Origin of the sequence: Methylobacterium sp. WL7 (assembly GCF_008040085.1) — a bacterium.
In the GTDB taxonomy this organism is placed as follows: domain Bacteria; phylum Pseudomonadota; class Alphaproteobacteria; order Rhizobiales; family Beijerinckiaceae; genus Methylobacterium; species Methylobacterium mesophilicum.
Genome location: NZ_VRVG01000151.1, coordinates 1 through 12,542, shown reverse-complemented (window position 1 = coordinate 12,542; position 12,542 = coordinate 1). Strand labels below are relative to the sequence as shown.

The window sequence follows — 12,542 nt, the reverse complement described above, 5'->3', positions numbered from 1 at the left end:
CCATGAACCTCATCCGCACCGCATCCGACACGGACAGCCTCAAGACCCGCAGAAAAGCCGCCGCTTGGAACCACGACTACCTCAGAGCCATCGTCACTCAGACCGCCTGATCCCCTTCAAGCGATCGTCCTGCCCCCGCCAGCGGCCGCTCGGGGTCGGCGGATCAGCGGCACGGCGCAGGCCATCGCCAGGAACAGCACCGTCAGCGCGAGGAACACGTCCTCGAAGGCCATGACGAGGCCCTGGACCCGGACCGTATTGGACATGGCCTTGAGCGCCATGCTGGGAGCGGCGCTGCCATAGGAGTCGAAGCCGCGCTGCATGGAGTCGAGGCGCTCCAGGGCAGCGGTGTTGGCCCAGGTGAAGCGCTCGTGGAGCCGGGCGAGATGCAGGTCCCAGCGGGCGTTGAGTACGGTGTTGATCAGCGCCAGGCCGACCGCGCCGCCGAGGTTGCGGGTGAGGTTGTAGAGCCCGGAGGCATTCTTCATCCGGGCCGGCGGCAAGGTGCCGAGCGCGATGTTGTTGATCGGGATCATGCACAGCATCAGCGAGCAGCCGCGCAGGACCTGCGGCCACAGCAGTTCCCAGAAGTCCCAGTCCTTGGTGAGTCCGGTGACGATCCACGTGCCGCAGGCGAAGCCCACGAAGCCGATCCCCATCATGATCCGCGGATCGACCTTGCCGGAGAGCCGGCCGGCGATCGGCGCCGTGGCGAACATGCATAGGCCTGAGACGAACATGGTCTCGCCGATCATCAGCGCCGAGTAGCCGCGCACCCGGGCGAGGTAGACCGGGTAGATGTAGGTCAGCCCGTACAGGCCGATGCCGAGCACGAAGCTCGCGACGCAGCCGCTGGCGAAGTTGCGGTCGGAGAAGGCGCGCAGGTCGACGATCGGCTGCTTGGCCGTGAACACGCGCCAGAAGAACAGCAGTCCCGAGACCCCGCAGACCAGAGCGCAGGCGAAGACCGCTTCGTCCTGCAGCCAATCGTGGTTCGGCCCCTCCTCGAGGACGTATTCGAGGCAGCCGAGGAAACCCGCCATGAACGCCAAGCCGGCCCAGTCGAACGACTTCAGCAGGTCGTAGTTCGGCTTGTCGAAATCGATCAGGATCCAGGTGGAGACCGTCACGACGATGCCGGGCACGACGTTGATCAGGAACAGCCAGTGCCAGGACATCAGGTCGGTGAGGTAGCCGCCTATCGTCGGCCCGATGGTCGGCGCCAGCGTCGCCACCAGGCCGATCATCGGCGACACGATGGTGCGCTTGGACGGCGGGAAGATCGTGAATGCGGCGGCGAACACGGTCGGGATCATGCCGCCGCCGATGAAGCCCTGCGCGGCGCGCCAGACGATCATCTCGGAGATCGACGAGGAGGTCGCGCACATCACGCTCATCAGCGTGAAGCCGCCCGCCGAGATCGCGAACATCCAGCGCGTCGAGAGAACCCGCGACAGGGTACCCGACAGCGGGATCGAGATGACCTCGGCGATCAGGTAGCTGGTCTGGACCCAGGGGATCTCGTCGCCAGAGGCCGAGAGGCCGGCCTGGATCTCGTTGAGGGAGGCCGAGACGATCTGGATGTCCAGGATCGCCATGAACATCCCGAACACCATGCAGAAGAACGCCACCATGCGGCGGCGGTCCATCGGCGGCTCGGCGGCCGGGGCTCCGGCCGGAATGGCGGCGGCGGTGGCGGCCATGGTCGGGCTCAGCGGCTTGCGGCGTCGAACCGCCGGTTCGCGGCCTGGTCCAGGACCGAACGGTCGGTGCCGGTCCGGGTGTCGACCCGCACCTCGGCCGAGAGGCCGGGCCGCAGCAGCCCCTCGCGGGCGATCTCTTCGGGCACCCGCACCCGCACGGGCAGGCGCTGGACGATCTTGGTGAAGTTGCCGGTGGCGTTGTCGGGCGGCAGCAGGCTGAACACCGAGCCCGAGGCCGGCGAGAACGATTCGACAACCCCGTGGATCTCGCGGTCCGGGTAGGCGTCCACCGTCACGATAACCGGCTGGCCCGGGCGCATGCGCTGGACCTGCGTTTCCTTGAAGTTAGCGTCGATGCGCACGCTCTGGAGCGGGACCAGGGCCGCGACCCGGGTGCCCGGCGCCACGTAGGCCCCGGCCTCGACCGCCTTGTTGCCGACCACGCCGTCGAACGGGGCGCGGATCACCGTGAAGTCGAGGTCGCGCCGGGCGCGGTCGACGGCGGTGCGCAACTCGGCCGACAGGCGCTCGGCCTCGCGCTTCTGGGCCTGGAGCACGTCGACATTGGCCCGGGCCGCGAGCAGCCCGGCTTCCATGCCCTTCACAGAGGCTTCGGTGCGGTCCCGGTCGGCGCGGGCCTGGTCGATCCGCGACTTGGCGACGTAATCCGCCTGCATCTGGGTGGCGCGGGCAAAGTCGGCCTGGGCGCGCACGGCATCGGCGCGGCTCGCGTCGATCTGGGCAGAGGCCTGAGAGACCTGCGCCTGCGCGGCCTCGACCTGCCGACCGATCCGCACGATCGTGCTTTCCTGCGTTGCAAGCTTGTCCTGCGCGGCCTGAAGCGCGAGGCGGTAATCGCCGTCGTCCAGCTTGGCGATCACGTCGCCTTTCTTGACCGAGAGGCCGTTCACCACGGGCACGGCCTCGAGATAGCCGGAGACCTTGGCGGCCAGGACCGAGATGTCGGCCTGCACGTAGGCGTCGTCGGTCGAGACGAAGAAACGCCCGACGCTCCACCATTGCCAGCCCTCGTAGCCACCGCCGGCCAGGGCTGCGGCGAGAAGTCCGAGGAGCAGCATGCGCCGCAGCGGCCGCTTCCTGGCCGGCTCGGGTTCCGACGCGATTGGAGCCGCAGAGGCCACCGCGGCGGCGCGGGGCTGGACGGGCGCCGCCGCGGGGCCCTCGGCACGCTCTTCGTCCGACGGCTCGCTGTGCGAACCGGACCGGCCGCCATCCTCGCGAAGGGACATCGTGCGCCTCTGACCTGATGACCGAACCGTTCGGTCAACACACTGGACGCGCCTTGACGCACGTCGAATCTGTGTTCAGGGTAAATTGACCGAACGGTTCGGTCAAGCGAAACGGCGTCTCGGACGCGGAGCAGGGTGATGATTCAGGGCGCAGTGCTGGAACGGGGATCGTCACCGATCGAGAGCGACAAGCGGCGACAGATCCTCGATGGCGCGCGCACGGTGTTCCTGTCGGCGGGGTTCGATGGGGCCAGCATGGGTGAGATCGCCCGGGTAGCCGGCGTCTCGAAGGGAACGCTCTACGTCTACTTCGACAGCAAGGAGGATCTGTTCGAGGCGCTGATCATCCGGGAGAAGAGCAGCCTGGCCGAGGCCCTGTTCACCCTGGACGCCGACGATCCCGACGTGCCGGCGGTGCTGACGAAACTCGGCGCCAGCTTCCTGACCGAGATGGGTCGACCAGAACACGTGGCCGTGGTCCGCATGGTGATCGGCGCCTGCGAGAAATTCCCGCGCTTTGGGCAGGCCTTCTACGAGGCCGGTCCGGCCTGCGGCGTGGCGCGGCTGTCGGGCTATCTGGACGCCCAGGTGCGGGCCGGCCGGCTCCGCGTCGCCGACACCGAACTCGCCGCAAGGCACTTCCTGCACCTCTGCCAGGCCGGCCAGATGACGCGGCTGCTCTTCGCGGCCGGCGACGCGGCGAGCGCGGTCGAGATCCGCTATCAGGTCGACGGCGCAGTCCGGGTGTTCCTGGCCGGGTATGGGCCGGAGCGGTAGGGCGGGTCGATGTCGCGGGTCTCCGCGCGCATATTGTCCAGCATCGAAGGCTTGCCGGGTCCGATCTGCACGGTTTAAGCATGTATACCGAAAGAAGAATATTGAATTAGTTTGATTATAAACTGGCGCTACCGACACGGACCTCGATCGGGGCACGATGAGGCTTGGGGCAAAGATCCCGAGGCCGGACGGCGCATGCGATGCTGCACCCGGTGACCCGGGCAAGCGACGCCGAGGTCGGGGTGCGTCTGGGCGGGTCCCTGGCGGGCGTTCGCCCCCTCGCGCCGTTCTTCTGCCTGTACATGACCTTCGGGGCGACCCTCGGATTCCTCGCCGGCGGAGCGCCGCTGATCCTGCGGGTCCGGGGGCTCGATCTCGCCGAAGTCGGATTGCTGCAGCTCATCAACCTTCCGGTGGGCCTGACCTTCCTGTGGGCCGGCGCCATCGACCGGATCCGTCTGCCGTTCCTCGATCACCGGGTCGGATGGATCGTCGCCGCACAGGGCGTGACGGTCCTGCTGCTGGGCGCCCTGAGCTTCGGTGAGCACTGGCCGGTGTCGGCGCTGCTCCTGCTGGCGATCGCGGCCTGTGCCTGCGTCGCAACCATGGACATCGCCCTGGAGGCCCTGGTCGTCGAGACGATCCCGGCGAAGCGACGGGCGTTCGTCGCCTCCGCCAAGCTCTGCGGGGCGTCCCTCGGCGGCATCCTCGGCGTCGGCGTCCTGGTCGGCTCCTACGATATCCTCGGATGGCGGGTTGCCGTTCTGGCCTGCGCCGCGCTCGACGCCCTCTGTCTCCTGCCGATCCTCGGCTATCCGGAGGCCCGCCTCCACGGTTCCGGCGGACTGCCGGAACGGTGGTCGGGGTCGTTCGCCCGGCTGCGCGCCCTCGGCGCGCGGATCCTGGTGCTCGGCGCCTACTTCGCCGCCGCCTACCTCTTGTCGGGGCCGAACACGCTGGCGCTGCTCGATCTCGGCGTGCCCCTCGCGCAGGTCGGCTTTCTCACCGGAACGGTGCTGCCGGGGATCAATCTCGTCATGGCGCTGGTGGCGGGCGGCCTCGCCGCACGCTTCGGCACAGCCCGGCTGATCGCGGTCGGGGCGGTCGGCGTCCTCATCTCCGGCGGCGTGATGGCGTTCGCCTGCGCTGCCGGCGCAGTGGGTGTTGCTGTCGGGGCAACCGTCCTGAACTTCGTCTGCGGCGGGATCCTGGGGGTGCCGGTGTTCAATATGATCTACCGCTGGGCCCAGGGACCGAGGCCGGCCACGGACTACGCGCTGCTGTTCGGCGCAGCGTTCTTCGCAGCGATGCCGCTCCGGGTCGCCGCCCCGGCGCTCGCCGAGTGGGTGGGGTGGTCTTCCTACTTCGGCGCAGCGCTGCCGATCTACGCCGCCTCGGTGGCTTGGCTCGTGGTGACGGTCGATCGGACCCTTCGGGCCGACGGAGCGGGGACGCGATGATCGCGGCGGTCGCCGCGCGCGTCCCCGCGTCGCTGGAAGCGTACCGGGACGGCGTCGCCGTCGGGCCCGGCGGTCCCACGGCGCTTCCCGTCGCCGCGCTGCGCGATCCGGCCGTGTTCGACGCGACGCTGGCAACCTTCGGAGCCGGATACGGTGCCGTCGACCGGCGCGTCCTGGTCTCGTACTGGAGCCAGTTCTACCTGGCCGCCCTCGCGACGCCGGCCCTGACCGCACTGATCTGTCTCGGCCGCCCACTGCCGCTCGGCTTCGACACGACGCGTCTCGAACTCGATGATGCCGGCCGCCCCGCCCGCCTCCTGGTCCCGGCGGAGACCCCGGATTGCCGGTCGGATTGCGCGTCCGGCCTGGCGGGTCTGGTCGAGGGGCACCTGAACCCGTTCGTCGAAATGTGCCACGCCCGATGCGGCATCGCCCCCCGGGTCCTGTGGGGGAACGCGGCGGTGATCCTCGACTACGTCGCCGGGGAACTCGGCGGCGCAAATGAACCGGCCTGCGCGGCCGCCGCGAGCAGGCTCGGATGGCGCGGCCCGCTCGCCTGCGGTAGGAACCCCCTTGCGCAGGCCCTGTGCGCGGATGCGTCGGGCTGCCGGCGGCGGCGCGTCTGCTGCCTGCGCCACCGCCTTCCGGGCGTCCCGTCCTGCGGGGCGCTCTGCCCCCTCGAACGCGCCACCGAGCGTTGACCCGTCCGCCATGCTGAAGGCCTTCCTCGCTTATTACAGGCCGCACCGGACGCTGTTCCTGACGGATTTCGGCTGCGCCGTGCTGTCCGGCCTGCTGGAACTCGGCTTTCCGATCGCCGTGAAGGTCTTCGTCGACCGGCTGCTGCCGCAGCAGGATTGGAGCCTGATCGTGCTGGCGGCCTGCGGCCTCGCACTGGTCTACGTGGCCAATGCCGGCCTGATGGTGGTGGTGACCTATTGGGGCCACGTGCTCGGCATCAACATCGAGACCACGATGCGGGCGCGGGCCTTCGATCACCTGCAGAAGCTCTCGTTCCGGTTCTACGACGGACAGAAGACCGGTCACCTCGTCGCCCGGGTGACGAAGGATCTGGAGGAGATCGGCGAGGTCGCCCATCACGGGCCCGAGGACCTGTTCATCGCCGTGATGACGCTCATCGGCGCCTTCGCGCTCATGGTCTGGGTCCATCCGACCCTGGCCCTGATCACCGGCGCGATCCTGCCGGTCATCGCCTTCGTGAGTTTGCGCTACGGGGGTCGCATGACCCGGAACTGGCAGGCGCAGTACGGCCGAGTCGGCGCCTTCAACGCGCGCATCGAGGAGAATGTCGGCGGGATGCGGGTCGTGCAGGCTTTCGCCAACGAGCAGCACGAGCGCGCCCTGTTCGCCCGCGACAACGCCCGCTACCGCGACACCAAGCTCGAAGCCTACCGGCTCATGGCGGCCAGCCTGTCGATCAACTACCTGGGCCTGCGCCTGGTCCAGATCGCAGTGCTGCTCGGCGGCGCGGCCTTCGTGGTCCGCGGCGACCTGACGGCCGGCGGCTTCGTCGGCTTCCTGCTGCTGGTCGGCGTGTTCTACCGCCCGCTGGAGAAGATCGGCGCGGTGATCGAGACCTATCCCAAGGGGGTGGCGGGCTTTCGCCGCTACCAGGACCTGCTGGCCACCGAACCCGACATCGTGGACCGGCCGGACGCACTCGATGCGGGCAGCCTGCGCGGCGACATCCGCTTCGAGGACGTGAGCTTCGGCTACGATGCGAGCCGCCCGATCTTCGGCGGCCTCGACCTGGCGATCGCCGCGGGGGAGACGGTCGCCTTCGTCGGCCCGTCGGGCGTCGGGAAGACGACGCTGTGCGCGCTGCTGCCACGCTTCTATGAGGTCGCGACGGGGCGGGTGACGATCGACGGCATCGACGTGCGCGCCCTCACCCTCGCCTCCCTCCGGCGGCAGATCGGCATCGTGCAGCAGGACGTGTTCCTGTTCGCTGGCACGATCCGCGAAAACATCGCCTACGGACGCCTCGACGCCACCGAGGCCGAGATCGACCAAGCCGCCCGCCGCGCCCGTCTCGGCGCGCTGATCGACAGCCTGCCCACCGGGCTGGACACGGTGGTGGGCGAACGCGGGGTGCGGCTGTCCGGGGGGCAGAAGCAGCGGATCGCCATCGCGCGGGTGTTCCTCAAGAACCCGCCGATCCTGATCCTCGACGAGGCGACCTCGGCCCTCGACACGCAGACCGAGCGCGAGATCCAGCAGGCGCTGGCGGACCTCGCGCAGGGGCGAACGACCCTGGTCATCGCCCATCGGCTGGCGACGATCCGCGACGCCGACCGCATCGTGGTGCTGGGCGAGGACGGCATCGTCGAGCAGGGGCGGCATGCGGCCTTGCTCGATGCCGACGGCGTCTATCGCCGCCTGCACGAGGCGCAGTTCGGGTCGGCTGAAGAAAACGGGATTTCCGCGACAGCGGCGGAGTGAGGCGCAGCGTTCGCGCCGTTCTCCGTCATCGCGAACACTTCGGTCCGATACTGCCGGCAAGCCGCTACGTCATGACCTCGGCCAGGATGAACGGGATCTCCCCTGGGATCTCGCGGGCCATGAACCCGATGCCGCCGTAGCGGCGTGCGAGCCGGCGCCCGGCCTCGCCGTGGGCGTACACACTCCACAGGGCGGCCGCCTCCGGCTCGGCACCGCGGGCGAGCAGGCCGACGACGAGGCCCGCGAGCGTGTCGCCGGAGCCCGACGTAGCCAGCCCGACATGGCCGACCTCGTAGCACCAGGCGCGGCCATCCGGGGCGACGACATGGGTGCGGCCGCCCTTCATGACCGTGACCGTCCCGAAGCGCTCGGTCGCGCGTCGTGCCGCCGCCAGCGGATCCGCCTCGATCGCCATGCGATCCTCATCGAGGAGTTGCGCCATCTCGCCGGCATGCGGGGTGATGATCGCCGGCTTGGACAGGCTCCGCGTCAGATCGGGCTCGGCGCGCAACGCGGCGAGGGCGCCGGCATCCAGGACGAGCGCGGCCTCGCCGGCCCCGCGGACCAGAGCCCCGGTGACGCCCTCGGCGTCGGCATCCTCGGACATGCCCGGTCCGACCAAAACCGCGTCCACGCGGGCGGCCCGCTTCGCGAGCGCCTCGGCGCAGGAGCGGGCGATGCCACCGTCCTCGGTCTGATCGAGACCGACGACCAGCGCCTCCGGCACCGCGATCCCGATCGGGATCGCCAGGTCCCGGCAGACCGCGAGTTGCAGCTTTCCGGCGCCGACCCGGAGCGCCGCATGGGCCGCCAGCAGCACCGCGCCCGGCAGGCCCATACACCCGGCAACGATGAGCACACGGCCACGTTCGTCCTTGCTGTCGCCGTCCGGCTCGGGCGGGGCCATGCTGCGGAGGATATGCTCGGTGACCGGCGTGACGGTGCTCATGGTTTCCCCCGGGCGCTGAGGCCGCCGTCGTGAACGACCTACGTCGTGGCGGCGCCGGCACCGGGTTCGGAGGTAACGGGGGTGCCCTCCGCCTCAAGGGGTGCGACGAAGTTGTAGCGGACCTGAACAAGCCCGCCGCCGGGCGCCGCGGAGGCCGAGAACGCGTATTCGGTCACGCCGCAATTCGGCACGTCCCCTTGGGCGTCGATCGCCAGGATCTCGGCCTCTGTCATCTCCTCCAGCAGGTAGCGCAGACACAGCACGACCACCTGGTGGGCGACCAGGAGGATCCGGCGCCCGTCATGGTGCAGGCCGATCGTGTCGAGGGCGCTGCGCAGGCGCAGGATCACGTCGCACCAGCTCTCGCCGCCCGGCGGGCGATGGTAGAACTTGCCGAGATCGCGCCGCAGTTCGGCCTGCTCGGGATGGTGTCGCTCGATCCCGATCCGTGTCAGCCGGTCGAGGATGCCGAACTCCTTCTCGCGCAGCCGTTCGTCCACGAGGAGCCGCGGCGTTCCGGAAGCGACGCCGCCCGCTGCGCGGATTCCCTCGGCCGTCTCGACCGCACGCCGGTACGGCGAGGCGAGGACGAGGTCCGGGCGCTCGTCGTCGGCGAGGCTCGCGAACCACCGTCCGAGCGCCTCCGCCTGAGAATGACCGAGCGCGCTGAGCGGCACGTCCACATCGCGCTCCGGAATGTCGATGCGCGCGGCGCCAGCAGCCTGGGCCGCGTCGCGGGCGACGTTCCCGGAGCTCTCGCCATGGCGCACGACCCACAACCGAAGCGGGTGTCTCTGAGGCACGGGGATCTCCTGGAGCGATGCCGGTTCGACAGGGCGGAACGTCGGGCCGGCAACCCCGTTCCGGCCCGCCGGCGTCCCCGCCGCTCAGTGTCCTTCCGTGAGAGCCCGGCCCAGCAAATCGAGGAGGCTGCCAGCGAAGGCCCGCATGTTCGTGATCCGGTCCGCACCGCCGGTCTCGATCGTGGACACCAGCGTGACCGGACCGCTGACGGCCAGGCAGCTATGCCCGGCCGCATCGCCGTAGCGGTTGCCGCTGGGGCCGGCGGCGCCGGTCTCGGCGATGCCCCAGGTCGCGCCGTGCCGCTCCCGGACCGTCCGGGCCAGGAGGGCGGCATAGGCCTCGGAGGCCGAGCGCAGGCCGGCCATCGCAGTTGCGTCGATGCCGAGAAGGCCGGCACGGGCCTCGGCGGTGTAGACGATGGCGCCGCCGAGGAAATACGCGCTGGCGCCGGGCACCGAGAGGAGCGCCGCCGAGACGAGCCCCCCGGAGGACGATTCCGCGACCGCCAGCGTCTGCTTGCGCGCCATGAGCAAAGCCCCGAGGGTCGCGGCCTTCGGCAGGAGGTCATGCATGGCCGATCCTCTCGATCATGCGCCGGATTCAGGCCAGACCGCGATCGTCGCGCCCGCGGATTGCAAGGTAACGCGGTGGGAATGCGCGTCCTCCCGGGTCTTGCACAGGTCGATCGCCGACGCGAACCGCGTCCGCGCGGCGATTTCGGTCTCGACATCCTCGGAGATGACCTCATGGTCATCGCGAAACGTGGTCACCCGGAAGGGTGGGCGTTGCTTCAGGTCACTGGCTTCCATGGATGTCGCCTCCCATCGGATCGTGTCGCGGTAAGCGCCCGGCGACCCGGATCGTTGCGCAGTCCCCCGCAGATCCGCCGGATCCGGGCACGGTTCGTTAAGCCTACGGTCGTAGCCCGATGGCTCCTCAACATGCGTGGGTGATATGCCGAGACTGGGCCATAGGATCATCGACGGGCTGGCCCTCGTCCTGGTCGGCACCGGGCTCGCCGCCATCGTGGCGGGATATCAGAGCAATCTGCCTGCGCCAGCGGTACAAGTCGCCGAACTCGCGTCGTCCTGGGCCGACCCGCTGACGACCGGATCGATTACGCCCACGGCCGCCCCGACTCGGCCGCCCCGGAAAAGCGATATCCCGGGCCATCCGACGACCTCCAGCCCACGGGTGTGGATCGATCCGCCGAGCCGCTGACCGCGCCGCTCGGATGCGCCGCCGCCGGTGGAGCCACATCCCCAACGAACGGACCGGGTCCGACCGCGTTGTCCTGGGAGCCCGAAGAGGGGCCGAACCGAGGAAACGCACATGCGCATCAAGATTTACGGCCTTGCGGCCGCGCTCGCCGTCGCCCTGACCGGCACCGCCTATGCCCAGCAGCCCGCCGGCGGCGGCAGTGCGACCGGCAACATGAACAATCCCGGTTCGGTCAAGAGCAACAGCCAGAAGATGAACGAGGGCGCACCCGCCGCGACGACTGGCACCACAACGGGCGCGGCGGGTGCCGCGACCGTGCCTGGGACCGGCACCGCGCGACCGGGTGTCGGCGCCGGCACCAGCACCACGGCTCCGGCCCGATAGCCGCACCGTCGGAACCGAGGCTTAAAGCTTCGGTTTCCGGCCCATGTCACGCTTCCTGTTCCCCGTTGCCATCGTAATCATCCTCGCCAGCGTCGCCTTCGCCCACTGGGAGAATTCAGGACCAGAGCCTGGAGCGACTCCGACCACGATACAGGCTCCGGCCGCGTCGGATCGACTCAAGCTCGGGCGCTGACGACGACGATACCGAACGTCGGCGCTTCGGTCAGTCGCGCCCCGCTGACGGAGCGTTCGACATTGAGGCCGCTTCAGATAGCCGTGCAAGTCGACACAAAAAACCCGGCCGCGCGTGAGCGCGACCGGGCATCGTGTCGGTATGGCTGGATCGATCAGGTCCAGTCGCTGTCGTCGCCGCCGCCGAGGTCGCCGCCGAAATCACCGGACGGATCGCTGAAGCTGGCATCCTGAAAGTCGCTGCCGCCACCACCGCCGTCGAGGGCAGAGCCGAGATCCTGGTTGCCGCCGTCGCCGTAATAGTTGTTCACGACGGTCTCACCACCGCCGCCGAGGCCAGCTGCCGCAGCGCTGCCGAGGCTCGAATGCCCGCCCGCGAAAGCGTTCGACAGGGCGCTGCCGAGTAGCATGCCGCCAGCCGCTCCGGCCGCCATCGGGAGCGCGGTAGCCATGAAGCCGCCGCCCCGGGCCGGAGCGGCCTGGGGCTGGCCGCCCCACGGACCGCCTTGCTGCTGAGGCGGATAGCCCGGCTGCTGCGGGTAACCCTGCTGGGGATAGCCCTGGGGAGCGCCGCCACCCCAGGGCTGACCGGCAGGCCGCTGCTGCTGCTGCCCGTAGCCGGGCTGCGGCTCCTGGCGCTGGCTACCACCGCCACCGAAGATGCTCGATAGGAACCCGCCACCGCCGGAGGACTGAGCCGGGGCCGCCTGGCTGCGGGCCTGCTCGAGCTGCTGGTTCAGGCTCTTGATAGCCTCTTCCTGCACGTAGATCAGTTGTGCCATCGCGTAGGGAGCATAGGGCTGGGTGCGGAGCTTGTCGGCGATGAAGCGCTCGGCCTCCGCGTCGCGGGGCTGAGTCTGGGCCTGCTCCAGACGCTGGAAGATACCGGAGATGACGTCGCGTTCTTCGCTATTCATGGAGTCGTCCTCCTCGAGTCGTACCCGCGGGCTCGAACGCGCCGCACGGCCGTAGAGGACATGGGTGTGCGGTGACGCTTTGTCAGGGGCGGTTGCGAAAACTTCATCTCACCGCGTGCCGGCCCCAGACACGAAAAAGCCCGACCTTTCGGCCGGGCTTTCTCAACCGTTCCAGTGAGGCCGGCGCGGGGAGCGCGCCGGGGATGGATCTTAGTACGAGCCGAACTTGTAGTTCAGGCCGGCGCGGACGACGGCGAACTCGTCGTCGCGGCGACCGATCGGGGTCACGTAGGCCGGTGCCAGGTTGGCGGCGTTGACGAGCAGGACACCCTGGTTGCGGGTGCCGCGGTCGAGGTTCACGTACAGGCCTTCGACCTTGAGCGTCACGGCGCTCGAACGGAAGAAGTTCAGGAACGAGTCGG

General features: G+C 69.5%; 12 protein-coding genes and 1 pseudogene. 5 read left to right on the top strand and 8 right to left on the bottom strand.

The features are described 5' to 3' along the window. Window positions 1-116 precede the first annotated feature (116 nt). Together FV233_RS25480 and FV233_RS25475 are read right to left on the bottom strand one after the other, a co-directional pair. The gene (locus tag FV233_RS25480; RefSeq protein ID WP_147899170.1) at window positions 117-1,703 is read right to left on the bottom strand and encodes a DHA2 family efflux MFS transporter permease subunit; all 1,587 of its coding nucleotides are present in this window, start codon (window positions 1,701-1,703) and stop codon (window positions 117-119) included. 8 nt (window positions 1,704-1,711) lie between these two features. Next, window positions 1,712-2,953, bottom strand: coding sequence for an HlyD family secretion protein (locus tag FV233_RS25475; protein ID WP_147854625.1), 1,242 nt, complete (start codon window positions 2,951-2,953; stop codon window positions 1,712-1,714). Between the two features lie 138 nt (window positions 2,954-3,091). On the opposite strand from FV233_RS25475, the gene FV233_RS25470 reads away from it, so the two are divergent. The 4 genes from FV233_RS25470 to FV233_RS25455 all read left to right on the top strand — a co-directional run bounded on the left by FV233_RS25470 (window position 3,092) and on the right by FV233_RS25455 (window position 7,653). Beyond that, the gene (locus tag FV233_RS25470) at window positions 3,092-3,730 is read left to right on the top strand and encodes a TetR/AcrR family transcriptional regulator (protein ID WP_147854626.1); all 639 of its coding nucleotides are present in this window, start codon (window positions 3,092-3,094) and stop codon (window positions 3,728-3,730) included. Between the two features lie 200 nt (window positions 3,731-3,930). Next, complete coding sequence (locus FV233_RS25465; protein ID WP_147854627.1) at window positions 3,931-5,190, top strand: MFS transporter; 1,260 nt, start codon at window positions 3,931-3,933, stop codon at window positions 5,188-5,190. Further along, on the top strand, window positions 5,187-5,891 hold the full coding sequence (gene fhuF, locus FV233_RS25460; RefSeq protein WP_147854628.1) for a siderophore-iron reductase FhuF: 705 nt from the start codon (window positions 5,187-5,189) through the stop codon (window positions 5,889-5,891). The genes FV233_RS25465 and fhuF overlap by 4 nt, the downstream gene beginning before the upstream one ends. A gap of 10 nt (window positions 5,892-5,901) precedes the next feature. After that, window positions 5,902-7,653, top strand: coding sequence for an ABC transporter ATP-binding protein (locus FV233_RS25455; RefSeq protein ID WP_147899169.1), 1,752 nt, complete (start codon window positions 5,902-5,904; stop codon window positions 7,651-7,653). 64 nt (window positions 7,654-7,717) lie between these two features. On the opposite strand, the gene FV233_RS25450 is transcribed toward FV233_RS25455, so the two are convergent. From FV233_RS25450 to FV233_RS25435, 4 genes are all read right to left on the bottom strand, one after another. Next, complete coding sequence (locus FV233_RS25450; protein ID WP_147854630.1) at window positions 7,718-8,602, bottom strand: NAD(P)H-hydrate dehydratase; 885 nt, start codon at window positions 8,600-8,602, stop codon at window positions 7,718-7,720. A 38-nt stretch (window positions 8,603-8,640) separates the two neighbouring features. Continuing rightward, a complete protein-coding gene (locus FV233_RS25445; RefSeq protein WP_147854631.1) occupies window positions 8,641-9,405 on the bottom strand; it encodes a histidine phosphatase family protein in 765 nt (254 codons plus the stop codon). An 84-nt stretch (window positions 9,406-9,489) separates the two neighbouring features. After that, window positions 9,490-9,978 carry a CinA family protein gene (locus FV233_RS25440; RefSeq protein ID WP_147854632.1) on the bottom strand — a complete coding sequence of 163 codons (489 nt, stop codon included), beginning with the start codon at window positions 9,976-9,978 and terminating at the stop codon, window positions 9,490-9,492. A 15-nt stretch (window positions 9,979-9,993) separates the two neighbouring features. Then, entirely contained in the window at window positions 9,994-10,215 is a 222-nt protein-coding gene (locus FV233_RS25435; RefSeq protein WP_147854633.1) for a hypothetical protein, read from the bottom strand. 523 nt (window positions 10,216-10,738) lie between these two features. On the opposite strand from FV233_RS25435, the gene FV233_RS25430 reads away from it, so the two are divergent. Further along, the gene (locus tag FV233_RS25430; RefSeq protein WP_147854634.1) at window positions 10,739-11,011 is read left to right on the top strand and encodes a hypothetical protein; all 273 of its coding nucleotides are present in this window, start codon (window positions 10,739-10,741) and stop codon (window positions 11,009-11,011) included. A 347-nt stretch (window positions 11,012-11,358) separates the two neighbouring features. On the opposite strand, the gene FV233_RS25425 is transcribed toward FV233_RS25430, so the two are convergent. Then, window positions 11,359-12,120 carry a DUF2076 domain-containing protein gene (locus FV233_RS25425; RefSeq protein ID WP_147899168.1) on the bottom strand — a complete coding sequence of 254 codons (762 nt, stop codon included), beginning with the start codon at window positions 12,118-12,120 and terminating at the stop codon, window positions 11,359-11,361. A gap of 210 nt (window positions 12,121-12,330) precedes the next feature. After that, a pseudogene (locus FV233_RS25420) lies at window positions 12,331-12,542 on the bottom strand (porin family protein); the annotation flags it as partial.

Coding starts and splice junctions, on each gene's coding strand:
- FV233_RS25480 (WP_147899170.1), bottom strand. CDS start 1,703: ATGGCCGCCACCGCCGCCGCCATTCCGGCCGGAGCCCCGGCCGCCGAG.
- FV233_RS25475 (WP_147854625.1), bottom strand. CDS start 2,953: ATGTCCCTTCGCGAGGATGGCGGCCGGTCCGGTTCGCACAGCGAGCCG.
- FV233_RS25470 (WP_147854626.1), top strand. CDS start 3,092: ATGATTCAGGGCGCAGTGCTGGAACGGGGATCGTCACCGATCGAGAGC.
- FV233_RS25465 (WP_147854627.1), top strand. CDS start 3,931: ATGCTGCACCCGGTGACCCGGGCAAGCGACGCCGAGGTCGGGGTGCGT.
- fhuF (WP_147854628.1), top strand. CDS start 5,187: ATGATCGCGGCGGTCGCCGCGCGCGTCCCCGCGTCGCTGGAAGCGTAC.
- FV233_RS25455 (WP_147899169.1), top strand. CDS start 5,902: ATGCTGAAGGCCTTCCTCGCTTATTACAGGCCGCACCGGACGCTGTTC.
- FV233_RS25450 (WP_147854630.1), bottom strand. CDS start 8,602: ATGAGCACCGTCACGCCGGTCACCGAGCATATCCTCCGCAGCATGGCC.
- FV233_RS25440 (WP_147854632.1), bottom strand. CDS start 9,978: ATGCATGACCTCCTGCCGAAGGCCGCGACCCTCGGGGCTTTGCTCATG.
- FV233_RS25435 (WP_147854633.1), bottom strand. CDS start 10,215: ATGGAAGCCAGTGACCTGAAGCAACGCCCACCCTTCCGGGTGACCACG.
- FV233_RS25430 (WP_147854634.1), top strand. CDS start 10,739: ATGCGCATCAAGATTTACGGCCTTGCGGCCGCGCTCGCCGTCGCCCTG.
- FV233_RS25425 (WP_147899168.1), bottom strand. CDS start 12,120: ATGAATAGCGAAGAACGCGACGTCATCTCCGGTATCTTCCAGCGTCTG.